The sequence below is a fragment of the Pinibacter aurantiacus genome (assembly GCF_019130065.1).
GTDB classification, from domain to species: domain Bacteria; phylum Bacteroidota; class Bacteroidia; order Chitinophagales; family Chitinophagaceae; genus Pinibacter; species Pinibacter aurantiacus.
This window is the reverse complement of the sequence record NZ_JAHSPG010000017.1, coordinates 22,814-46,606: the sequence shown is the minus strand read 5'-3', so window position 1 is coordinate 46,606 and position 23,793 is coordinate 22,814. Positions and strand designations below refer to the sequence as shown.

Annotated in this window: 16 protein-coding genes; 11 read left to right on the top strand and 5 right to left on the bottom strand. The window is 43.1% G+C overall.

Annotated elements, in window-relative coordinates; translation table 11 throughout:
- Nucleotides 1–188 precede the first annotated feature (188 nt).
- Nucleotides 189–989: an alpha/beta fold hydrolase gene (locus KTO63_RS23350; RefSeq protein WP_217794390.1), complete on the bottom strand. Its 801-nt coding sequence runs from the start codon at nucleotides 987–989 to the stop codon at nucleotides 189–191.
- 343 nt (nucleotides 990–1,332) lie between these two features.
- Here KTO63_RS23350 and KTO63_RS23345 point away from each other — a divergent pair, with 343 nt between their 5' ends.
- From KTO63_RS23345 to KTO63_RS23310, 8 genes are all read left to right on the top strand, one after another.
- Nucleotides 1,333–2,778, top strand: a complete 1,446-nt coding sequence (locus KTO63_RS23345; RefSeq protein ID WP_217794389.1) for a hypothetical protein — start codon at nucleotides 1,333–1,335, stop codon at nucleotides 2,776–2,778.
- A gap of 528 nt (nucleotides 2,779–3,306) precedes the next feature.
- The gene (gene kdpF / locus KTO63_RS26565; RefSeq protein WP_217794469.1) at nucleotides 3,307–3,384 is read left to right on the top strand and encodes a K(+)-transporting ATPase subunit F; all 78 of its coding nucleotides are present in this window, start codon (nucleotides 3,307–3,309) and stop codon (nucleotides 3,382–3,384) included.
- 177 nt (nucleotides 3,385–3,561) lie between these two features.
- Nucleotides 3,562–5,280, top strand: a complete 1,719-nt coding sequence (gene kdpA / locus KTO63_RS23335; protein WP_217794388.1) for a potassium-transporting ATPase subunit KdpA — start codon at nucleotides 3,562–3,564, stop codon at nucleotides 5,278–5,280.
- A gap of 99 nt (nucleotides 5,281–5,379) precedes the next feature.
- Nucleotides 5,380–7,449 (top strand): potassium-transporting ATPase subunit KdpB, encoded by a 2,070-nt coding sequence (gene kdpB / locus KTO63_RS23330; protein ID WP_217794387.1) that lies wholly within the window; start codon nucleotides 5,380–5,382, stop codon nucleotides 7,447–7,449.
- A gap of 138 nt (nucleotides 7,450–7,587) precedes the next feature.
- Nucleotides 7,588–8,151 (top strand): K(+)-transporting ATPase subunit C, encoded by a 564-nt coding sequence (locus KTO63_RS23325; RefSeq protein WP_217794386.1) that lies wholly within the window; start codon nucleotides 7,588–7,590, stop codon nucleotides 8,149–8,151.
- A 194-nt stretch (nucleotides 8,152–8,345) separates the two neighbouring features.
- Nucleotides 8,346–9,446: an outer membrane beta-barrel protein gene (locus KTO63_RS23320; protein WP_217794385.1), complete on the top strand. Its 1,101-nt coding sequence runs from the start codon at nucleotides 8,346–8,348 to the stop codon at nucleotides 9,444–9,446.
- 85 nt (nucleotides 9,447–9,531) lie between these two features.
- Nucleotides 9,532–10,602, top strand: a complete 1,071-nt coding sequence (locus tag KTO63_RS23315; RefSeq protein WP_262902023.1) for a sensor protein KdpD — start codon at nucleotides 9,532–9,534, stop codon at nucleotides 10,600–10,602.
- A complete protein-coding gene (locus KTO63_RS23310) occupies nucleotides 10,599–12,293 on the top strand; it encodes a HAMP domain-containing sensor histidine kinase (RefSeq protein ID WP_232373309.1) in 1,695 nt (564 codons plus the stop codon). Before KTO63_RS23315 ends, KTO63_RS23310 begins: the two co-directional genes overlap by 4 nt.
- Before the next feature lie 234 nt (nucleotides 12,294–12,527).
- On the opposite strand, the gene KTO63_RS23305 is transcribed toward KTO63_RS23310, so the two are convergent.
- On the bottom strand, nucleotides 12,528–12,935 hold the full coding sequence (locus tag KTO63_RS23305) for a DUF2141 domain-containing protein (RefSeq protein ID WP_262902024.1): 408 nt from the start codon (nucleotides 12,933–12,935) through the stop codon (nucleotides 12,528–12,530).
- A gap of 318 nt (nucleotides 12,936–13,253) precedes the next feature.
- On the opposite strand from KTO63_RS23305, the gene KTO63_RS23300 reads away from it, so the two are divergent.
- Nucleotides 13,254–14,594 carry a sigma-54-dependent transcriptional regulator gene (locus KTO63_RS23300; protein WP_217794383.1) on the top strand — a complete coding sequence of 447 codons (1,341 nt, stop codon included), beginning with the start codon at nucleotides 13,254–13,256 and terminating at the stop codon, nucleotides 14,592–14,594.
- A 179-nt stretch (nucleotides 14,595–14,773) separates the two neighbouring features.
- Here KTO63_RS23300 and KTO63_RS23295 read toward each other — a convergent pair whose 3' ends face one another.
- Nucleotides 14,774–15,283 carry a hypothetical protein gene (locus KTO63_RS23295; RefSeq protein WP_217794382.1) on the bottom strand — a complete coding sequence of 170 codons (510 nt, stop codon included), beginning with the start codon at nucleotides 15,281–15,283 and terminating at the stop codon, nucleotides 14,774–14,776.
- A 195-nt stretch (nucleotides 15,284–15,478) separates the two neighbouring features.
- Nucleotides 15,479–16,540 carry a serine hydrolase domain-containing protein gene (locus KTO63_RS23290; RefSeq protein WP_217794381.1) on the bottom strand — a complete coding sequence of 354 codons (1,062 nt, stop codon included), beginning with the start codon at nucleotides 16,538–16,540 and terminating at the stop codon, nucleotides 15,479–15,481.
- A gap of 335 nt (nucleotides 16,541–16,875) precedes the next feature.
- Here KTO63_RS23290 and clpB point away from each other — a divergent pair, with 335 nt between their 5' ends.
- The gene (clpB, locus tag KTO63_RS23285) at nucleotides 16,876–19,491 is read left to right on the top strand and encodes an ATP-dependent chaperone ClpB (protein WP_217794380.1); all 2,616 of its coding nucleotides are present in this window, start codon (nucleotides 16,876–16,878) and stop codon (nucleotides 19,489–19,491) included.
- Between the two features lie 229 nt (nucleotides 19,492–19,720).
- The gene (locus tag KTO63_RS23280; protein WP_217794379.1) at nucleotides 19,721–20,272 is read left to right on the top strand and encodes a DsbA family protein; all 552 of its coding nucleotides are present in this window, start codon (nucleotides 19,721–19,723) and stop codon (nucleotides 20,270–20,272) included.
- Between the two features lie 159 nt (nucleotides 20,273–20,431).
- Here the strand turns inward: KTO63_RS23280 and KTO63_RS23275 are convergent, their stop codons facing one another.
- Nucleotides 20,432–23,734, bottom strand: a complete 3,303-nt coding sequence (locus tag KTO63_RS23275) for an Ig-like domain-containing protein (RefSeq protein WP_217794378.1) — start codon at nucleotides 23,732–23,734, stop codon at nucleotides 20,432–20,434.
- Between the last annotated feature and the right edge of the window lie 59 nt (nucleotides 23,735–23,793).

Here is a 23,793-nt window from a genome sequence, read left to right as displayed (position 1 = left end):
TGCACGAAAAGAACGTATTGTGTTGCTATTTGTGGTCGCAACGATAGTAACACTTCACATTTTAAAGCATAGAAATTTGTTATAAATTCAGCAACAACATGTTGAAGCTTCGCATCCCTTAACACGTTTTCACCAATGGTAAAATCTCGTACGGGTTTTACATATTGGAGTTTTTCCAGGTCGCCCACTTATTTTTCCAGGAAAGAAATCACTGCATTTGAAAAGGCTTTTGTTTGCATAGTGGTATTATGAACGCCGGGCACCTCAACAAAAGTCGCACCGGGTATCAACTTCGCCAGCTCCCTGCCATCGCCGTTATCTTTGTCTTCATCGCCACAAATTACCATCACCTTGTTCTTGCACCTGGCCAATTCTTCCTCGCTCGTCGAAGGCTGATATTTTTGAATCAACGCCAACACTTTGGTATCAAGTCCTGTTTGTTTCGCAAATTTCATAAACCCTTCAAGCGAAGGAGGCAGCGTATCGCCATTCAACGTTCTGTAAAACAATACCCGTCTCGGCCATTGGGGATTGGTGAACTCGGCGCCCATTCCACCCAGCACCACTTTGTCCACCCGTTTGTCTTTTACCATTAGTCTCGTACTTATGATCGAGCCGCGCGAATAGCCGATGAGATGATAAAGATTGATGTGTAAATAATCGAGCAAAGCCATAATGTCTTTTGCTTCCGCATCATTCATGTATGCGCTGTCGTTTTTTGGCTTGTCAGACTTTCCATTGCCACGCAGATCCATGGTGATGATCTTGTAGCCTTTCTGCATAAGATCAGTAAACAACGAACTGCGTTTCCACGAATTTCCGTTTACCACAAACCCATGCACCATCACTATCGGATAGCCGCTGCCATGTACTTCATAATAAATGCGGGTGCTGTCGAACGATTTAAAATAACCGCTGTCAACTTTCTGTGCGAACGCTGCAGAGAAAAGTAATAGTGTAAAAACTATTGCTGAGAAAATGAATTTCATAAACGCATTTTGAGGTAAGAGAAGGAACGCTGATTTTCATGATTGTCATGATTGGTGAAGATTTTTTGGGATCAGCAGTGGTACAAAAATTGATCATCGTTGCGTCGCACACTTCAGCAGTATCGCATTGGTCAGCGACTTGGATAACCAATTAAAAATCATGAAAATCATGACAATCATGAAAATCTGCCTGCCCGACATATCATTCAGGCGGGCGTTCCATCAAGATACAGCATTCTATTGATTTTTCGTAAATTGTACACCTAAGTGAGGCTTTGTGTCCTCAGTGCCTTAGTGGTGAAAAAAAATGTGAAGATTCAAAACAAACACAAACCATTTTCAATTGAAAACACTACCGTGCCTCTTGCTTGCCTTATTACCACTCTTGCTCAATGCCCAGCGAAGCAAGTTCATTGATTCGCTTTTGGACAATCGTGTTATTCTTGTTCCAAAATATACACAACCTACAGAAAGCAACGAGAGCCTTTTGCTGAAGATGAACTTCGGCCAGCCAGATATTTTAGACACTACCGGAATATGGAAACTAAAAGGCGCACAGATATTGTCCGTCGACCTGGTGTTCACAGATTACCCTTCTTCGCAGGACTTGAAACCTTTGAATAGAAAGCGATATAATAATCTACTGAATCTTATTCCCATCAATATTCACGACAACATTATCAGTTGGCAAATGATACGTCAACTGGATGGAAAAGATAAAGAATCATCGCTCGGTCTTTTGCATGGATGGGTGATCAACTATCGTCCCCAATACAAACCTGAAGACACTGAAACCGAAATTGCATACATAGACAGTGTAGTTAAACAACTTCGCAAACCCCCGCCAATAAAGGACAGCGTGGCACCAGACAAGATTCGTCATTGGGATGTTATTCACGGAAAAAATGCGAACCTCTACAGAGAGTATGCGGGAAGACCAATCAAAATACTTACCAATGATGAAAAGTTGGTAAAAAAACTATTTTGGCCCAAAAAAGACACGCTCATTAAAATATCGACAGAAACTGCAAGAAAGGATGGCCTGTTGGTTTTTCCGCAGGAGCTGGCCATTAAAAGCGATTCCGTATTCCTGGTATTAAGTCCGATGGTAGTTATTGCGAAAGATGATCCGTTAAAAGGCCCTTCCCGCGAACGCTCAACAATAAACGGAACCATTCCTTCTGTTTTAAACAGAATTCCAGTTGCAGATGCGCTTGTAATTGCTGACGTTACCGGTAGTATGTCGCGGTATACGGCCCAGTTAATTTCCTGGCTGGCATTACACAATGAAGATTCGTCTGTCAAATATCTTGTTTGTTTTAACGACGGCGGCATCAAAGCTGATAACCAGAAACAGATCGGTTCGACTGGTGGAATATATGGCGAGGAGTATGTTAACATTGAAACTGCAGCATCTTTTATTAAAAATTCAATGCGCAAAGGAAATGGGGGAGACGAGCCAGAAAATGACTGCGAAGCCATCATCAAAGCCATTGAAATGTTTCCTGATTGTAACGACGTTGTGCTGTTGGCAGACAATTGGGCTCCAATGCGTGATATAGTGCTGGCAAAAGACATTCACAAGCCGGTAAAAGTGGTTGTCTGTGGCGACAACATGATAGGCGTAAATCCTGATTGCATTACGGTTGCTTTGCTCACGGGCGGATCACTTCATTTTTTAAACGAAGATGTTGTGGATCTTACCATGTTAAAAGAAGGAAAGCAAATGATGATTGGTGGCAAAACGTACAAATTCAACGGACGCAAAGTAGTGGAAGTAAAAAAGTAACACGCTGTTTAATTATCAGAGGCTTCGACAAGCTCAGCCTGACAGCAAAAGCAGAGTGTCAGACTGAGCTTGTCGAAGTCAGGTCGAACATATCGCTGTCAGGCTGAGCTTGTCGCTGTCAGGCTGAGCTTGTCGCTGTCAGGCTGAGCTTGTCGAAGCCTCATTCCCTTCCATTTTGACAATGACCTTTCCAAAATGGAAGGGTTTTTCGCATTTGGCCGTTATGCCAAATTCTTATAAAATTTCCCCAAACGGCTATCCCCACTGCATTTCATTCAATCACACTCCATTTTTCTTTTCTGTGGCATTTCGTTTGGCAATATAGCGTCAAACAATACACAATGAAAACGAATGATCCACCGCAAGGGTAAAGCTAAACGGCAGTCAGAAAACCAACAATTCCAAATTTCAATTTACACCCAAAATGATCACATTATTATTATGCCTCGCAGGGCTTATTTGCTTTTATATTTTTTTCAAATCTGTTGATTGGTTTGAAAACATTTAAGCACCCTAAAAACAACTACTATGAACACATTATTCGCTATCTCGATTATCGTATTTGTTTACCTGGTGTATGTGCTTGTAAAACCAGAAAAATTCTAATAACTGAATAACTGAGTAACTGAATAACTGAAATTTCAGGTCGACGACCGTGTTAGTATTCAATCACTCTGTTATTCAACGTAGAGCAGATGAAAGTTGGCATTTAAAAAATCATCTTCAACATTCTACAACTCAGTTATTCAGTTATTCAGTTACTCAGTCACTAAAAATCTCAAAATGAACACAGAACTAACAGGTGTGATAGTCACCTTTATCATAACCGTACTATTGGCAATACCACTCGGCAGATATATCGCAAAAGTATTTGCAGTAGAAAGAACAGTTACCGATTTCATGAACCCGGTTGAAAAATTCATCTACCGATTTTGTGGTATTGACCCTCAGAAAGAAATGAATTGGAAAGAATTTTTAAAAGCATTGCTCACCATAAATATGCTATGGTTCGTGTATGCTTTTTTCATGTTATTATTCCAGGATAAACTGCCGTTGAACCCTGATGGCAACCCGGCCCAGACACCTGATCTCGCATTTAACACAGCCATCAGTTTTTTGGTAAACTGTGACCTGCAACACTATTCAGGGGAATCAGGCGTAACTTATCTAACGCAACTATTTGTAGTAACGTTCCTGCAATTCGTAAGTGCGGCAACGGGTATCGCAGCCCTGGTAGGCGTTTTCAATGCGTTAAAAGCCAAAACAACCAACAACCTTGGTAACTTCTGGCAAATATTTACCAAAACAATTACCCGGATATTATTGCCGGTTTGTATCATCATCGCAATTCTTTTCACCTTCAATGGTATGCCATCCAGCTTTGCAGGAAAAGACACCATTGTAACAATGCAAGGTGATACAGTAGGCGTTTCTCGCGGCCCTGTTGCGGGAATGGTTGCCATCAAACATCTCGGAACAAACGGAGGTGGTTGGTTCGGTGCCAACTCTGCGCACCCGCTGGAAAATCCAAACTACTTCACCAGTATGCTCGAATTGATTGCACAAACAGTCATTCCAATAGCCATGCTGTTTGCAATGGGTTTGTATATCAAACGGAAAAAATTTGCGTATGTAATATTTGGTATCATGACCATCGGTATGCTTTGCTTACTCGTGCCAACAATGGTCTCCGAAATAAGTGGTAGTCCTGCGATTGCAAAACTTGGCGTCAGTCAGCCAACAGGCGCCATGGAAGGAAAAGAAGTTCGCTTTGGGCCGGCTGCGTCCGGTTATTGGAGCATCATCACCACAGTTATTTCTACGGGTTCTGTCAACTCCATGCACGATAGCAGCATGCCGGTTTCAGGATTGATGCAATTGCTGGGGATGATGATCAATGCATTCTATGGCGGTTGCGGCGTGGGTATTCTTAACTACTATATCTACATCATTATAGCCGTCTTTATATCTGGGTTGATGGTTGGTCGTACGCCTGAGTTTATGGGACACAAGGTAGAGGCGCGTGAAGTAAAGATCGCCGCTTTGGTAACATTGTTGTCTGCATTTCTTATCAAAGGAGGCGCCGCGCTGGCAGCGTATTTTGTAGCACATCACGGAGACATGGCCTGGGCAGTAAAACCTTCGGCATGGCTGAATAACCCTTCCTATCACGGATTTTCCGAAATGCTGTACGAGTTCACTTCGGCCAATGCCAATAACGGTAGCGGTTTTGAAGGCTTGGGTGACAACAATATTTTCTGGAACGTAAGTACCGGTTTTGTTTTGATACTCGCCAGGTTCCTTCCGATTATCGGCCCGGTTGCCATTGCAGGTTTGCTGGCAAAAAAGAAATATGTGCCTGAGTCTGCAGGAACACTGAAAACAGATTCGCTGACATTTGGAATGATGACCATGGCGGTAATTATCATCATCAATGCGTTATCATATTTCCCTGCGCTGGCACTGGGCCCGATATCGGAAGCGTTGCGCGGAGCGAATTAATAATTAATAATGAATAATTAATACGCTATACTCAAAGCAATAATCAACGACTCTTTTTATGCCACACTATTAATTTTTAATTATTAATTATTAATTGAAATGAAATCATCAATGTTCGCTACTGAGCTTATCAAACCAGCTCTTGCGCAATCCTTCATAAAACTCAATCCACGCAGCATGTTCCGCAATCCTGTAATGTTTACAGTGGAAATTGGAACGCTGGTAATGCTGGTGGTAACGATCTATTCGTATACAGTAAAAGACAAAACCATTGGCAACTTTGGTTATAACCTTACCATTTTTATTGTCTTGTTTTTAACGCTGCTGTTCGCAAACTTTGCTGAAGCCATTGCTGAAGCAAGAGGTAAGGCACAAGCCGACAGTTTACGTAAAACACGCGAAGAAACACCCGCGAAAAAAGTAAATCTTGTAGGTGAAATTTTCACCAACGAAATTGAAATCGTTTCATCATCCCGTTTGCAAAAAGGCGATTACTTCGTTTGCGATGCAGGCGATATTATTCCAATGGATGGTGAAATAGTTGAGGGTCTTGCTACCATTGACGAAAGCGCAATCACCGGCGAATCTGCGCCCGTAATACGCGAAGCTGGTGGTGATAAATCTTCTGTAACCGGCGGTACAAAAGTATTATCCGATCACATCAAAGTACGCGTCACCACTGAGCCAGGCGAAAGCTTTCTTGATAAAATGATCGCATTGGTAGAAGGTGCATCCAGGCAAAAAACACCGAATGAAATCGCGCTGACCATTTTGCTGGCAAGCTTTACACTCATCTTTATCATTGTCTGCGTAACATTGAAACCATTCGCAGATTATGCCAACACCACTATTAGCATCGCTGCATTTATTTCATTGTTTGTGTGTCTTATTCCTACAACCATCGGTGGTTTGCTAAGTGCCATTGGTATTGCCGGCATGGACCGCGCACTACGTGCAAACGTGATCACTAAAAGTGGTAAGGCGGTTGAAACAGCGGGAGACATTGACACGCTGTTGTTGGATAAAACGGGTACCATCACCATCGGTAACCGTAAAGCCACCAACTTTTGGCCGGTAAAAGGCATAGATGCCAAAACATTTATCGAAACATGTGCATTGGCCTCTGTTGCCGATCAAACGCCGGAAGGAAAATCAATTGTAGAACTTGCAGTAAACAGCAATGGCTCTCCTAAAAACATTGATGACTACAGACAAGTTTTATTATCAAAACACAGTCAGCCAAAATTTATAGAATTCACTGCTGAAACAAGAAGCAGCGGTGTTGACTTTGACAATGAAAAGATCCGAAAAGGCGCATTCGATGCCATTAAAAATCAAGTATCAAAAGCAGGTAATCCGTTCCCTATTGAAACTGAAGAAAGAGTTAAGCTCATTGCATCAAATGGCGGAACCCCGCTTGTGGTGAGCAAAAACAACCAGGTGCAAGGTGTGATTGAATTGCAGGATATCATCAAACCCGGCATCGGCGAACGTTTTGAGCGCTTAAGAAAAATGGGAGTGAAGACCGTAATGGTAACAGGTGACAACCCATTGACCGCAAAATACATTGCTGAAAAAGCAGGTGTGGACGATTTTATAGCAGAGGCAAAGCCCGAGGATAAAATGAACTACATCAAAAAAGAACAGCATACAGGTAAGCTTGTTGCGATGATGGGTGATGGTACCAACGACGCACCAGCACTTGCCCAGGCAGATGTTGGCGTGGCGATGAACAGTGGTACACAAGCGGCGAAAGAAGCGGGCAACATGGTGGACCTTGATAACGATCCTACTAAATTGATCGAGATCGTTGAAATTGGTAAACAACTACTAATTACCAGAGGAACCATCACTACGTTCTCCATCGCCAATGATGTAGCCAAATATTTCGCCATTGTCCCTGCATTGTTTATTACATCAATCCCTGCTTTGCAAGCAATGAACATCATGCATCTTAAAAGTCCGGAGAGTGCGATATTATCAGCAGTAATTTTCAACGCGATCATTATTCCGATGCTGATTCCTCTTTCATTGCGCGGCGTTTCTTATAAACCAATAGGAGCGAGTGCACTGCTTAGAAGAAATCTTTTGATCTATGGCCTTGGAGGTATTGTTGCACCGTTCATAGGAATCAAGTTGATTGATGTGGTGCTGGGAGTGTTTATGTAGAACCAATTTGCCACAGGGGCACAGAGGACACTGAATTTTACTGAAGCTTGATAAGCGGTTTATACTATCCTCTGTTCTTCTGTGCCTCTGTGGCAAAAAAAGGTGCGAAGCACCTACAAGTTTTAAAAAATAAAAATCATGAAAAAGTATCTTCTTACTTCAATAAAATTAACAGCGGTATTACTTGTCCTTCTTGCTGTTTTATATCCTTTGTTTTTATCTGCCGTTGGCAAACTGGCCCGCGGCAAGGGAAATGGTGAAACCGTTAGCGTTAACGGAAAAGTGGTTGGTTACGCAAACATTGGTCAGAAGTTTACGGAGGACAAATACTTCTGGAGCCGCCCATCTGCAGTGGATTACAATGCAGCGGGTTCTGCAGGTTCCAACAAAGGGCCAACCAATCCTGACTATTTGAAAACAGTGCAAGACAGGATCGATACGTTTCTGGTGCACAATCCGGGAGTAAAAAAAGAAGACATTCCCGCAGAGTTAGTAACCGCCTCCGGTAGTGGATTAGATCCAGATCTTTCTCCTGCAGGCGCAAAAATTCAGGTAAAACGCATCGCAGCAGCGAGACATATTTCTGAAGACAAACTTAACGCATTGGTTGACGAACAAACCGTAAAACCATTGCTCGGCATGTTCGGTCCTGCAAAAGTAAATGTGCTTAAACTGAATGCAACATTAGACGAAATGCAATAAATACAATGGCACACAGATGACACTGATTTGACTGATTTACACGGATTTCTTTAATAGTTTACCAACGTAATACTCGAGTCATTAGTTGATCGATTTGTTAGAGTGATTAATACAATTTTGCTGACTGCCCAACAAAAGATCAGTGCAAATCAGTTAAGTCAGCGTCATCCGTATGCCTTCCTAAATACTTACAAATGAAAAGAACAATTTTAACTACAGCTATATTGGCTTTATTATACGCAAAAACAGAAGCTCAAACCGTTATCAATATTGACACTACCAACAAATCAACACTTACTATCGAAGGCAATATTGACGCTTATTACGGTTATGATTTTAATAAACTGCAAACGAAGGACAGACCATACTTTGTTTCACATTCACGCAATAATGAAGTGAATTTGAACTTTGCTTACGTTTCATTTAAATACAGCTCGGAAAGACTAAGAGCCACGCTGGCTCCGGGATTTGGTACCTATATGAATGCTAACTATGCAGCGGAAACCGGATCGCTGAAATATATCGTTGAAGCATATGCCGGCTTCAAACCATTTGCCAAAAAGAACATCTGGCTGGATATCGGCATACTGCCTTCGCCATATACCTATGAATCCGCTTTTTCATTCAACCAGTTGGTATATACCAGAACTTATGGCGCGGAAAATACGCCTTATTACCAGGCGGGAGCAAGGCTTTCTTTGCCATTAAGTAAGAAGCTTTCAGCTAATTTGTATTTACTCAATGGCTGGCAGCAAATTTCGGATGTAAACAATTCTTTGAGTTTTGGATCAAATCTTGAGCTAAACGCAAATGAACACCTTACGCTTGATTGGGATACCTACATAGGAGATGAAAGTTCGGCAGCGCACCCTGATTACAGAACAAGATATTTCACTGATTTATATGCCGTTTGGAACCCTTCCGAAAAAGTCAGCATTGCTGCATGTGTCTATGGTGGTTTGCAGCAAAGACTAACAGATGATAATACTATGGGAAATAGTTATTGGTGGCAGGCTAATACAGCCCTCAAATATTCATTCTCAAAGCATCATTCACTATCTGCGCGGGTAGAATATTTCGATGACAAAGACGGTGTAATCGTGCAGCCTGTTACTAACGTTATTGGTTTCAACAGTTTCAGCGAAAGTCTTTGTTATAATTGGAACATAACAGACAAAGTATTGTTTAGAGTAGAAGCAAGATATTTTCAATCCGGCAATGAAGTGTACATAAAAGAAACGACGCCCGTGAAGAATGATCTGTGGATGATTGCGGGAGTAACGACGAGGTTTTAAGCAAGTCAAAAATCAAAAGTAAAAAGTAAAAAAAGTTGCTCCCAACTTTCAACTTTCAACTTTCAATTTTCAATTTTCAACTACATTGAAAGGCAAACTAAAAATATACATAGGCATGAGCGCCGGCGTGGGTAAGAGCTACCGCATGTTGCAGGAAGCTCATGCCTTGTTGCGCAATGGCGTAAATGTCAAGATCGGCTATATAGAAACGCATGGGCGACAGGAAACACAAGCGCTGGTTGACGGACTACCCATCATTCCCAGACGCGAAGTTTTCTACAAAGGAAAAATGTTGGATGAACTGGATGTGCAGGCCATTTTGCTGCTTCATCCGCAAGTGGCAATTATAGATGAATTGGCGCACACCAACATTCCCGGAAGCAAGAATGAAAAGCGCTGGCAGGATGTGGTGGATATTCTAAATGAAGGCATCGACGTTATTACTGCAATCAATATTCAGCACATTGAAAGCATAAATACAGAGGTGTATCACATTACAGGCATTGAGGTAAAAGAACGAGTGCCTGACACCATTCTTCAAATAGCGGATGAAGTAGTGAACATAGATCTCACAGCCGAAGAATTGATCACAAGATTGAAAGAAGGGAAGATCTACGATAACAGCAAAGTGCAGCATGCGCTGCAAAACTTCTTTAAACCGGAGAAGATCTTGCAATTGCGTGAGCTGGCGCTGAAAGAAGTGGCCGGACAGGTAGAGCGAAAAGTAGACGTAGAGGTAACCCGCGACAAATCATTGCGACATGAACGATTCCTGGCGTGTATTTCCAGCAATCATCTTACATCGCAAAAGATCATTCGCAAAACAGCAAGGCTGGCGTCTTACTATAACTCAAAATGGTATGTCCTCTATGTGCAAACGAAGCGGGAAAGCATGGACAAAATACCGCTGGACAAACAACGGCACCTCATCAACAATTTCAAAAACGCCACTGAGCTTGGCGCAGAAGTGATACAGATAAAAGAGGATCACGTTGCAGAAGCGATTATGCAAATAGCCATTAAAAAAAAAGTTTCAACGGTTACCATAGGAAAACCGCACATGAACTTATTTCAGATAATTTTACAAACAAGTGTTTTCAAACAATTACTCCGTACATTGTCATTGAACGACATTGATCTTATCATTTTATCATGAATCGCTTACGAACCAAAATAATTACAGGCGTTGCTTTTTTGTTTCTACTCTTGTTGATCGTAGGAGGAACAGCCGCCTATTTTTTAACAGCATTAAGTCATGACGCCAACGTAATTCTTAAAGACAACTATGAAAGTTTGTCTTACTGTCACTCTATGCAACAACAATTGGTAATGATGGACAAGGACTCGAATGCCATCCGGAAATTTGACCAACAGCTGCAACTCGAAGAAAAAAACGCAACAGAAGTAGGCGAGGCCCCCGCCACAGCTTATATCCGCAAAGCCTTTGAGGAATTCAGATCTTCGAAAGAAAAATTTCCCGTACTCAAAAATGAAATAGAAAATCACATACAGGAAGTTTTAGCACTCAACATGCAGGCGATTGACCGGAAGAACAAGCAGGCGCAGCAAACAGCAAGCAAAGCCATCACCATTATAACAGTTTTGGGAGCGGTGGTTTTTCTGTTGTCGTTCACATTTCTTGCCAATTTTCCATCGTACGTTTCCGGACCCATCTCAAAGCTCAATGAAGCGATCAAAGCCTTGTCTGACAAGAATTACAACTACCGCCTGCACATTAATCGAAAAGATGAATTTGGTGAACTCGCACAGGCATTTAATACAATGGCCGAAAAACTCGATGAGTACGAGCATAGCAATCTCGCCACGATTTTGTTTGAAAAACAAAGAGCAGAAACCGTTATCCAAACAATGAAAGACGCAAGCCTCGGCATTGATGTGAGTGGAAAGGTCCTGTTTGCCAATCAACAGGCATTGCAATTATTGAATTTGAAAGAGGCCGACGTGATCAACAAATCGCAGGAAGAAGTAAGCAGAAGAAATGATCTGTTCAGATTTTTATTGCAGGAAAATAACGGCACACCTTTCAAGATCGTAGTGGAAAACAAGGAAAATTACTTCACGAAAGAGATCAATGACATAACGCAGGGCGGACAAAAAACAGGCCGCGTGATCGTATTTAAAAACATCACACCATACAAAGAACTTGACCTGGCGAAAACGAATTTCATCGCCACCATTTCACACGAATTAAAAACGCCGCTTGCATCCATTGACCTCTCATTGAAATTGCTGAAAGATCAGCGTACCGGCAATCTCAATGATGAACAGCAGGAACTGGTTGAGCACATTAAAGACGACAAAAACCGTTTGGTGAAAATAGTGGGAGAGCTGCTCGATCTCTCGCAGGTGGAGACAGGAAACATCCGATTGAATATACAATCGGTAAACGTCAACAAAGTGCTTGACTTTGCCTTGCAGTCCGTACAAATGCAGGCCTCACAAAAACAAATCGCCCTTGAAATAATAAAAGAAGGCAACGAAGAATTGTACTGCAAAGCGGATGCAGAAAAAACAACCTGGGTGCTGACCAATTTGCTCACTAATGCGATCAGGTATTCATCCTCTTCCTCAAAAATCATCACCGCTATAAAAAGCATCGATGGCAAAGTGAAGTTTAGCGTGCAGGATTTTGGCAAAGGCATTTCACCGGAAGAGCAGAGCCGCATCTTTGAAAAATTTTACAAAACAAAAGACGACATCAAATCCGGCACCGGCCTGGGACTGGCCATTGCAAGGGATTTCATCACTTCGCAAGGCGGCAGGATCTGGGTAGAGAGCGAAGAAGGAAAGGGAAGCGTGTTTGCGTTTGAGTTACCGAAAGCATAGAGAGCATTAACTGAATAACTGAATGACTGAATAACTGAATGCTGATATTTGGAAAGTCTCTACGACGTTCTACTACTCAGTTATTCAGTCATTCAGTTATTCAGTTATTAAAAAAACGAAGGAATACCAGCCCCTCGGGCTTTCTCCCTTCGTTTTACGGCACGGTCATTAAAGTATTATTAGCGCTATCAAACTACACATCTTGGACAAAAGCTCCGCTAATAATAGTTACCATCAAATTTTCATCTTAATAGAAATGACCTGATCGCCAGTATGTTCAAAGCTGGCCTTGTCGAATGTTGGAGGCCCGAATGTTGCTTTCGCATCGTTCGAAAATCCATATTCTTCGTTGGGCAAACCGTTTGGTTTTCTTGCCATTTGCATGTTATTATCTTCATCATGTAATGCAGCTATGGCAAACACTCCTGAAGGAACATCCTCAAAATCCACCTCTGCGTTTCCGTCCTTAATCTCAGCCTTCGCACCTTTAAAGGCCTTTACAGCGTTAAACGGAAATCCGTCTTCCGTCTTATACAACCCAACCAATACGGTTCCTTTGTCGTTTCGCATCCCAGCCAGGGTCACTTTTAATGAGCCGGATTTTTCGGTTTTTCGTTGAGAAATGAATGTCAATAAAGTCATCAAACACAGTAGATATATCTTCATCTCCGTTTACTAAACCACTAAAAAAATCGTGCCGGGGGGGCGGGCTATTTGAAGATGTGGAAATTTGAAAATTTGAAAATTCTTTAGGTCGGTCAGGTCCTCAGGAAATCGATTACTCGTTTATTTAGTTATTCAATTATTGGCCGGGCATCCGATCCCTGATTGAACCTTTGTTGCGTCGCACTCTTCAACTACTGGAATTCTATTGAGCAGCTTAGCGTTAGGCTTTGAGCGTTCAGCCTCCCTTCATTTTCAAATTTTCAAATCTTCAAATTTTCAAATTAGTTTTGGACTATGTCAACCATACTATTAATCGACGACGAAGAGAAACTACGGCACTTGTTTGCACGCATAATTGGACTGGAGGGATATCACGTAATACAGGCTGAGGATTACAAAACGGGGCTGCAGTTGATGCAGAAGCACGCTGAGATCGACATCATTCTCACCGACGTGAAACTGCCTGATGGCAACGGCATCGACCTTGTGCCGGAAGCAAAAAAATACTTGCCGGCGGCTGAAATTATTGTCATGACTGCATTTGCAACCATTCACGACGGTATTGAAGCCATGAAGCGTGGTGCCTTTGATTATTTTGTAAAAGGCGATGACAACGATAAAATCATTCCTGCACTAAGCCGCGCCGTGGATAAAGTGCAGTTGCAAAAGCAGGTGTACAGCTTGCAGGCAAAGCTGAATGATCATTACAGTTTTGAGCAGATCATAGGCAACTCGCCCGCAATTCAGAATGTCATTAAGTTGGCGAAAAAAGTGGCAGGCACTGACACCACTGTTTTAATAACCGGCGAAACGGGCGTAGGCAAAGAGTTGTTTGCGCAATCCATCCATTATAGCAGCAATAGAAAGAATAAAAATTTCGTCGCAATTAACTGCAGTGCTTTCCCCAAAGAACTGCTGGAAAGCGAATTGTTCGGACATAAAAAAGGGGCATTCACCGGTGCTGACAAGGATAAAAAAGGACTTTTTGAAGAAGCACATTTGGGCACCTTGTTTCTTGACGAAATAGGAGAAATGCCCGTTGAATTGCAGGCAAAATTATTGCGTGTATTGGAAACGCAAACCTTCACAAAACTTGGCGAAACAAAACCATTAACAGTCGATGTACGCATAGTCGCAGCTACCAATCGCGATCTGCAAAAAGAAATAGATGCGCAAGGTTTTCGTGCCGATCTGTTTTACAGGCTCGCCACGTTCGTCATCAATATTCCATCACTCAACGAAAGGGTAGAAGACATCGAAGCGCTGACAAGTTTTTTCATTCAAAGATTTGCTGCTAAAACAAAAAAGATCATCAAAGGCATACAGAAAGATGCATTGTTGTTGTTAAAAAATTATCGTTGGAAAGGAAATATCCGCGAGTTGAGAAATGTAATCGAGCGAGCCTGCATTCTTTGCGACACACATCAAATTACGATAGATGATCTACCTTTTGAAATGACGCATCCACATACACAAAGCGCATCACCGCTATCATTGAATGATGTTGAAAAACTGCACATTCAAAAAGTGCTTGCAATTACGAAAGGCAACAAAACAAAAACAGCGGAGCTGCTAAATATAGGACTAACAACGTTGTACAGAAAGATGGAAGAATACGGCATTTCACACCCGTAGAGACGCATGAAAATGCGTCTCCTGCAACACCCAACGAAATGCTAGAGACGCATGAAAATGCGTCTCCTGCAACACCCAACGAATGCTAGAGACGCATGAAAATGCGTCTCTACAGCAACGAAACATCCCCCAAATAAGAATGCGGCCCGAAAGCCGCATCTTATTTTCCTATTGCGAGTCTAAATATCCTCTTCTTCATCATCTTCCGCAGTTTCATCCTCATCTGTGACTTCTTCTGCTTCCGGAAGATCGAGGTCCTCACCAAAACGATCCTTCACAAGATTTGATTCTTCTAACGGGGTTCCTTCTTCATCGGTACGGTCGAGTGCTGCGGCACGGACGGCAGCCTCATCTTCGTCTCCGGGTGTTTGAACCGCTGCTTTTTGCAAGAGTTTTCGCTCGGTTTCACTCACGTTGCTTTCATCGTCTGCATCTTCTTCCTCTTCATCAAAAAGATCTCCACCTTCTTCATCTTTGGACGAAATCGTTGTATCTCCAAATTCTCTAAAGTGCGGCACATGTACATGTTCCTGACCCGGTATATCTTTCACGTCCGGCAAGTCGATAGTTGTTTCTTCTTCCTCCATTTCCTTCCTGTCTTTTTCACTATCGGGTAAATCTTTACCCGCATATTTATCCGCCAATCTGTTATCGCTTGTATCCGGTGCTTTTGTCGGTTCTTTTTTCATGACACAGCTATTTGGAGTGTAAGCATTAAAAGTTGTGCCACGACTTTGGAGAATTAATAATTAATAATTAGTAATTAATAGTGTTACACTCAAATTGCAAATGATGTGCATGATTGTCCAACAGACAGGACAACTACAATTGAATGGATGACACGCTATTAATTACTAATTATTAATTATTAATTCGATAACGGTCTATTTACTATCAAGCGCTTGATCAATCACCTCCTTAAACTGCAAATACACGTCTCTTTTTTGCTCGCCGAGAAGGCTTTTGGTGAAGATGATGCAGGCGTAATGTCTTTTGAGGTCGATAAAGGGCCATGTACCGAACAGGCCGGGGCAAGCCAACACGGTTGGTTTGCCGCTTTCATCCGCTTCCTGCACCCATGCACCCAGCGCGTAGTTGTAACCTTGCGCCACTTTAGGAGCGTATTTGATCATTTCGGGAGTGGTGTAGGCTTTGCACATGAGCGCAACAGATTCTTCCGATAAAATACGTTTGCCGTTGTACATGCCTTTGTTCAGCAACATTTCCTGAAATATGAGGTAATCTTTCGCAGAAGATTTCGCTCCGCCCGAAGGATCCACTGCATTTCCGTTGTCGTCCGTAAAAGTTGTTTTGCGCATACCAAGCGGTCCGGTTATTCTTTCCTTAACCAATCTTTCAAAAGGCTTTTTAGCTACAATCTCACATACCCTTGCTGCGACATCCAAACCCACGTTTCCGTAAAAAAATTGTTTACCCGGTCTGTCTACAATGTCTTTTTTTGCAGCAATCGCATTCACTTCATCTTCCAACGAAGTATATTTTTTCTTCTCGGCAATACGAGCAAGCACGCTTTTATCGGATTCAATTCCGGTTGTTTGTGAGAGACAATCTTTTATGCGAATGTTTCCCTTACTGTAAGCACTAAAAGAAGAAATGTATTTGCTCATTTCGTCATCCAATGAAATTTTTCCTTCATCCACAAATGTCATCACTACAGCGGCCGTAAGCCATTTGCTGCAACTGGCGATCGGTTCCTGTGCATCTTCCTTCATTTCCCCGGTCACAGTTCTGTAAATAAGGCTGTCCTTATAAATAAGCACCACAGAATTTTCGCCAAGTACCTTTTGATTGCTTTTGATGGCATCATCAAGCGCTGAAAAGTTATAGGGTGATGGAAGCGGCGCATCCTTTTTGGGTTTGGTCTGGGCACTGGCAAGCTGAAAAAATAGCATGAAAATCAATGCTGCACTGCAATAACGTCGCATGTTGTGTGATTTTTGTGACATATTTACTGGGGATTAAAACCTTTCTTTTTGTTGTATGTTTTTTGATAAACAAAGAACGTGTTGATCAATTTAAAAGTATGTAAATCAAATGTGAAAATCAGCTGATTGGCATGTTTTTTTGAATATCGTGAAAGGTGAAACGTGAATCGTGAATATGGTTCATGTTTATCATTCTCTAACATTATCGACCACCCATTCACGATTCACGTTTGACGATTCACGTACGCAATTGACCATTCACGAAAAAACCGCTCATGCTTCCGGCTATCCGGTCGGAAAATCCAAACATTAGCGGCCCCAAAAACAGAAAGGTTATGAATTTGAACAATTTTACTATTAAAGCACAGGAAGCAATTGCCCAGGCGCAACAATTGGCATTTAACGACAACAATCCAAACATTGAAACCGAGCATTTGCTGCAGGCTTTATTGAGGGACCAGGAATCCCCCGTGGAGTTCCTGTTGAAGAAAAACAACGTAAACATAAACCACGTAGAAACAAAGCTGAATGAAAGCATTCAGCGATTGCCTAAAATGCAGGGCGGCGAACCCGCGCAATCCATTAGCAAAGACGCTAACAATGTAGTGTTGCGTGCCGGCGCCAATCTAAAAACTTTTGGCGATGAATTTGTAAGTGTCGAGCATCTGTTGCTCGCCATTTTGCAAGGCAATGACAATACTGCAAAACTGCTGAAAGACGCAGGGCTTACAGAAAAAGGTTTGATCGCGGCAGTCAAAGATCTACGCAAGGGATCAACCGTTAATTCCCAAACGCAGGAATCGCAGTTCAACACTTTGAACAAATACGCAAAGAACCTTAATGAACTTGGTCGCCAGGGAAAACTTGATCCTGTTATCGGTCGCGATGAAGAAATTAGAAGAACGCTGCACATTTTGTCGCGCCGTTCTAAAAACAATCCACTGCTCGTAGGTGAACCAGGTGTTGGTAAAACCGCGATAGCAGAAGGTTTGGCAATGCGCATAGTAAATGGCGACGTGCCCGAAAACTTAAAAAGCAAGATCATTTATGCACTCGATATGGGTCAGTTGATCGCGGGCGCAAAATATAAAGGAGAGTTTGAAGAAAGATTGAAAGGTGTTGTAAAAGAGGTAAGCACAAGCGATGGTGAAATCCTTTTGTTTATCGATGAAATTCACACCCTCGTGGGTGCCGGTGGTGGCGAAGGCGCGATGGACGCGGCCAACATTTTGAAACCAGCTTTGGCCCGTGGTGAACTGAGAGCAATAGGCGCCACAACGCTGAACGAATACCAAAAATATTTTGAAAAGGACAAGGCGCTGGAGCGTCGTTTCCAAAAAGTCATGATCGACGAGCCTACTGTGGAAGATGCAATTTCCATCCTCAGAGGCATTAAAGACAAATACGAAACGCACCACCATGTGCGCATTAAAGACGAAGCGATCATTGCAGCGGTTGAATTATCCAACCGTTATATAACAGATCGTTTTTTACCAGACAAGGCAATCGACTTGATAGATGAAAGTGCCGCAAAACTGAGGCTGGAAATGAATTCCATGCCGGAAGAGCTGGATAAACTGGAAAGACAAATCCGTCAGTTGGAAATTGAAAGGGAAGCGATCAAACGCGAGAACGACGAAGAAAAATTAAAAGAGCTGAATACGGAAATAGCTAATCTTTCCGTAGAACGCGATACTTATAAAGCTAAGTGGAAGGAAGAAAAAGACCTTGTGGAGAAAGTGCAAAATGCGAAAGCAGAAGTGGAAAACCTGAAGCTGGCAGCAGATCGTGCAGAACGTGAAGGTGATTATGGTAAAGTGGCCGAAATACGGTACGGCAAAGTGAAAGAACAGGAAAAACTGATTCAGCAATTCACGGATGAATTGAATACCATCAGCCAGCATTCAAGACTGATGAAAGAGGAAGTGGATGCCGATGACATTGCTGAAAGTGTTGCAAAAGCTACGGGCATTCCTGTATCAAGAATGATGCAGGGAGAGCGTGAAAAATTGCTGAACCTGGAAGATGAATTGCATAAGCGTGTGGTAGGACAGGAAGAAGCAATCACCGCTGTGGCGGATGCTATAAGAAGGAGCCGTGCCGGATTGCACGATCCTAAAAAACCGATAGGATCATTTATTTTCCTTGGTACAACAGGTGTTGGTAAAACAGAGTTGGCAAAAGCATTGGCAGATTACCTGTTTGACGACGAGCACATGATGACGCGTATAGACATGAGCGAGTACCAGGAAAAACATGCTGTGAGCCGCCTTGTTGGTGCGCCTCCGGGTTATGTGGGTTATGATGAAGGCGGACAACTAACGGAAGCCGTGCGACGCAAACCTTACAGTGTGGTATTGCTGGATGAAATTGAAAAGGCTCACCCGGATGTTTGGAACATCATGTTGCAGGTGCTGGATGATGGCCGCCTCACGGACAATAAAGGCCGCGTGGTGGATTTCAAAAACACCATCATCATTATGACAAGCAACATTGGTAGCCACCTGATACAGGCCAACTTCGAAGATGTGAACGAAAGAAACATAGATGATCTGGTTGAGAAAACGAGAGACGAAGTAATGGATCTGTTGAAGCAAACAATAAGACCTGAATTCCTGAACCGTGTGGACGAGATCATCATGTTCCATCCGTTGTTGAAAAACAACATCAAAGGAATTGTGAAGATCCAGCTGAACGGTTTGAAAAAACTGGTCGCTCAAAGCGGCGTAGATCTTGAATTTAGTGACTATGCGTTGGAATACCTTGCTGAACAAGGTTACGATCCTCAGTTTGGTGCAAGGCCTTTGAAAAGGCTCATTCAAAAAGAAATCGTAAACCCGCTGAGTAAGAGATTACTCGCCGGCGATGTAGACAAAACGCATCCGGTTCTGGTCGATGTATTTGATGGAGTAGTGGTCTTTAGAAATGATGTGAAAGAACCAGTGAAGTAAATACATGCAGAGCCGCCGGATAGGCGGTTTTGCTTTTCTATAAAATAACTGAATAACTGAGTAACTGAATAACTGAAGTTTCAAAGTCGATGGGTGTGGATAATATTCAATTACTCTGCTATTCATGGTAGAATAAATGAAAGCTTGCATTTCAAAATGCATCTTCAAAACTCAACCATTCAGTTATTCAGTTACTCAGTTATTCAATTATTAAAAAAGGAGCATAGCTATGAAGCAAAAAGAAACGGTTGAAATTATAGAACCGAAAAATGTGTGGACGGGCGATGCCAAAGCGCCGTTAAGCCTTGTGATGTTTGGCGATTATGAAAGCGATGAATGCTTAAAGGCGCATGATGTGGTTAAACAATTACTCGGTGAATTCGAAGGAAAACTCAGGTTTAATTTTCGCCACTTTCCTTTAACACAAATACACCAGCGGGCCCACAAAGCGGCAGAAGCAGCAGTGGCAGCATCCCAGGAAGGAAAATTCTGGGAAATGCACGATCTGTTGTTCCGTTATCACCGCACGCTTGGCACCATCAGCTTGAAGGAGTATGCACGTGATGCGGGTGTCACAGACAAAAATTTCTTACCCAAACTCGTGGACTCTGTGTATGGCTGGACGGTAAGAAATGACCTGTTGGAAGGATTAGACAAAGGTGTTAAAGACGTACCTACATTTTTCATTAACGGCGAGCTTTTCACAGAAAAGCCCACGTTTCAAAATCTAAGTAAAGCGTTGGAAGCAGCGCTGAAACCGAAGAGAAAAAAAGCCGCATAAGCGGCTTTTTTTAATTTGAAAATTTGAAGATTTGAAAATGCTTTTCGGTCGACCATTTGTTATTTATAGCTGTCGGCCTCCGGCGCTGGCCATAATCAATCGATCTGATGCACTTCTTAATTTTCAAATCTTCAAATCTTCAAATTTTCAAATTAACCATCATTTCAGCAACACCACCGTCCCCTTCAAATTGCGCAATTCTCCGTTTGCGTTTTTGTAGTTTAGCAGCCATACGTAAGTTCCTTCGGGCTGCACCATTCCCCGGATACTGCCGTTCCATCCATCTTCCGGCCTTGTGCTTTGGAACACCATCTGGCCCTGGCGGTTGTATATCTGCAACTTATAGTCTGATACAATTCCCCAGCTCGTTGGTCTGAATATATCGTTCTTGTTATCGTTGTTCGGCGTAAACGCATTGGGTAATTGCAAATCACAATCATTCATTTTTACTGTCATGGTAACACTTTGTGATGCCGAACAACCGCATGCATCAGTGACCTGCACCGTGTAATTGCCCGGGGCAATATTTGTAAAAGTCGCGCTAATCTGGGATTGTGTGGTGTTAAGCAATGAAAACGTGTAGCCGGTATTTTTACATCCTCCGTCAACCAACACTTCAAAAATACCTTTCGGATAACCATTACAGTTAGCCTCCCGCTTGTTTATAGCGGTTATTTCGGGGACCGGTTTGATCCACGCAGTGATCATTGTTTTGGGGCTTTCGCAACCCAATGCATCTTTGCTGTTAACGTAATAACTGTAAGCATTTGGAGTGCCTTTGCTGATTTGCGGCGCTGATGGCAATGACGAACCATCGCTATTGTACCATTGCAAATTAACGCCCTCTGCACTTAGTGTTAAAGATCCTGTTCCTTCACAAACCTCAATATTATCCGCCACAGGAGTAGGAGGAAGAGCCGCCCCATCACTTACTACAATGGAAGAAGTATTCACATAACAACCATTCGCATCGGTCACCTTTGCGTTGTAGCTGGCGGCCGGAAGATTCGCAAGCATTTGTTGATTGCTTCCATTGTTCCATTTATATGAATATGGAGCCAGTCCGTTGCTAGCAGTCAACACAATCGTTCCATCCGATCCTCCCTGGCAGGTCACGTCTTTTTTGTTTACGTCCACAGATATCTTGTTATTGATCACCACATTCAGGTCAGTTGGTTTGGAAGTACAGCCGTTAGATGTTGCGGTAACAAGGTAATGGCCCGCGGCGGAAAGACTTGCATTTGAAATCATTGGGGTAGCCAAATTTGAAGCGAAACCATTCGGCCCCGTCCAACTGTAGCTAGCGCCGGGAGTAGCGGACGCTGCCCAAAGCGACAAGTCACTGCCCTGGCAAATACTTCCATTGCCGCCATTGTATGAAGCCGCTGGCCCGTAGGGCGCAGGCCTGATCACAACATCTGCCGTTCCGGACTGGGAAGTACATCCGTCCAAAGTCGCGGTAACACTATAGGTTCCATTATCTGCGGTTGTTGCAGCTTTGATCGTGGCCTGGTTATTATTTACTATCAGCGGTTTTACACCCGTCCAATTGTAGGTTACGCCAGATGTTACAGTACTTGCGGTTAGAACCTCGTCAGCGCCCTCGCAGGTTGGTGTCCATGAAATCGTTGGCGTCGCCGGTACAGGCTTTAATTGCAGCGTAGTACTTGCAACCGGAGAAGTACATCCATTCAAAGTCGCGGAAACACTATAAATGGTGTTATTGGGTGTGGCAGCCTGCAGAATAGCCTGGTCATTTATTATTATAAGTTTTGGCCCTGTCCAGTTGTAGGTAACACCAGGAGTTGAACTACTGGCTTTAAAAATTTGATCACCGCCTTCACAAACCGGTGTCAATGTAATTATTGGCGTAGCAGGCATCGGTTTTACCGTTACAGTCGATGCCACCGCAGTTCCCGTAGCAGTTAAAGTAGAGCCATCTGCGAGTGTATGTATATAAGAGGGTGTAATGGTGTACGTAACCAATGCTGGTGTTGTACCTGTATTGATTACAGTTTGGTTCAACGTAAAATTGCCCGAAGCATCCGCAGTTCCTGAACCTGCAACAGCGCCCGTCACACTTCCGGTAGAACTAACTGTCCAGTTTAACTGAGCTCCTGCCATCGTAGCAAGTGCCAAACTAGTATTGCTTCCACCACAGATATTGATGTCTTTCTTATTGATAACCGGCACACGATAACTGCTGAATCGTGAAGTATCATTTATCAAGTCAGGATCAACCACACCGGTCGGGGATTTTGCAATGGCAGTGTTCCTCATTTGCTTTGTTGCGCTGTCAGTCAGGGCCATCATGCCATTGAGGGTAATTATGCCGTAGCTACCACCGTTCAGCCCAAGTGAGCTGTTGGTATATACGTTGTTTACAACCGACCCTGCATTGGCGTCAAAAGTATTTCCCGGGTTGCCGGCGTTATCAAACGCGATAGAACCAAACTGGAAGCCGGCGGGCAGGCTGTCTGTAAATGCGATGCCTGATTGCGGTGTGAATCCATCATTGTACACTTTAACCTTATAACTTACGTTGTCTCCGTTTTTAAATAACTGTGGCCCCGTTTTTTCTGCACGCACACCACCGGGGGTTGTAACAGTAAGGTTGCGTATTTCGTGATACGCCCAATAGGAGCCGGTGGATGCAGCAAAACCAATCTTCAGATTAGCAGGAGGAGGTGTAGCGGTGGTGGTGGTTAAAATGTTGGTCATTGTACCGCTCGGGCTGGTTTGCAAAGCCACAATTATTTGGTACAAACCACCTATGGGCGCTACTGTTATGCGAGCTTTGCGATAGTACACATCATCGGTTGGCCGACCTGTGCCCGAATAGCCATAACTCAATGCAGTTCCTGCCAGTGGAGTGTTTCCCAGGTTGGCGCCGGTGCCGGTAAGATAAATGTTGTTTTGCGAAGTCGGCGCCCGAACGGTTATCGCCTGTGATATAAACCCCGGAGCACTCACATCGCCTACCACAGAGGGATTAGAGTTATTACCAAATTCATCGAGGCCTATGCCAATATATGCTCCCGGCAAACCAATATATCCCAGAGCTCCACCCAGTGCGCCTATACTAAATGTGCCCGGCCCATAGTTCGCATCGAATAAGAACATTGAAAACCCATCCGCATTTGGATCATACGAAGTGCTCCATGCCTTGAATTCAAATTCTGCTAATACACCCAGGCCAGATGGTATATTTTTATTGATATAGCAATAGCCGCTCTGGCCAATGTTATTCGTCAGTCGCAGCCAACCCTGGCCCGCGGGATCTATACCCGAAGCGGCTGTTAGCGCTGCATTATTGCCAATAATAAGATTGGGAGAAATATTGTTGTTTGCAAAGGTTTCGGTCATTGAAAACTGCGCCTGGGATAAGACGCTGACCGATAAAAAAATCATCACGAAAAGTGTTTTAAAACCACTTCCGGGTAGTTTTGGTGTTTGGGGCATAGTAAGTCACTAATTGATTTCGTAAGGTAGGACATCGGCTTGCACCAGTAGAATAATAA

Excerpts from the sequence above, each read along its gene's own strand:
- KTO63_RS23350 (WP_217794390.1), bottom strand. The coding sequence starts at position 989 with ATGAAATTCATTTTCTCAGCAATAGTTTTTACACTATTACTTTTCTCT.
- kdpF (WP_217794469.1), top strand. The coding sequence starts at position 3,307 with ATGAACACATTATTCGCTATCTCGATTATCGTATTTGTTTACCTGGTG.
- kdpA (WP_217794388.1), top strand. The coding sequence starts at position 3,562 with ATGAACACAGAACTAACAGGTGTGATAGTCACCTTTATCATAACCGTA.
- kdpB (WP_217794387.1), top strand. The coding sequence starts at position 5,380 with ATGAAATCATCAATGTTCGCTACTGAGCTTATCAAACCAGCTCTTGCG.
- KTO63_RS23325 (WP_217794386.1), top strand. The coding sequence starts at position 7,588 with ATGAAAAAGTATCTTCTTACTTCAATAAAATTAACAGCGGTATTACTT.
- KTO63_RS23320 (WP_217794385.1), top strand. The coding sequence starts at position 8,346 with ATGAAAAGAACAATTTTAACTACAGCTATATTGGCTTTATTATACGCA.
- KTO63_RS23310 (WP_232373309.1), top strand. The coding sequence starts at position 10,599 with ATGAATCGCTTACGAACCAAAATAATTACAGGCGTTGCTTTTTTGTTT.
- KTO63_RS23305 (WP_262902024.1), bottom strand. The coding sequence starts at position 12,935 with ATGACTTTATTGACATTCATTTCTCAACGAAAAACCGAAAAATCCGGC.
- KTO63_RS23300 (WP_217794383.1), top strand. The coding sequence starts at position 13,254 with ATGTCAACCATACTATTAATCGACGACGAAGAGAAACTACGGCACTTG.
- KTO63_RS23295 (WP_217794382.1), bottom strand. The coding sequence starts at position 15,283 with ATGAAAAAAGAACCGACAAAAGCACCGGATACAAGCGATAACAGATTG.
- KTO63_RS23290 (WP_217794381.1), bottom strand. The coding sequence starts at position 16,540 with ATGCGACGTTATTGCAGTGCAGCATTGATTTTCATGCTATTTTTTCAG.
- clpB (WP_217794380.1), top strand. The coding sequence starts at position 16,876 with ATGAATTTGAACAATTTTACTATTAAAGCACAGGAAGCAATTGCCCAG.
- KTO63_RS23280 (WP_217794379.1), top strand. The coding sequence starts at position 19,721 with ATGAAGCAAAAAGAAACGGTTGAAATTATAGAACCGAAAAATGTGTGG.
- KTO63_RS23275 (WP_217794378.1), bottom strand. The coding sequence starts at position 23,734 with ATGCCCCAAACACCAAAACTACCCGGAAGTGGTTTTAAAACACTTTTC.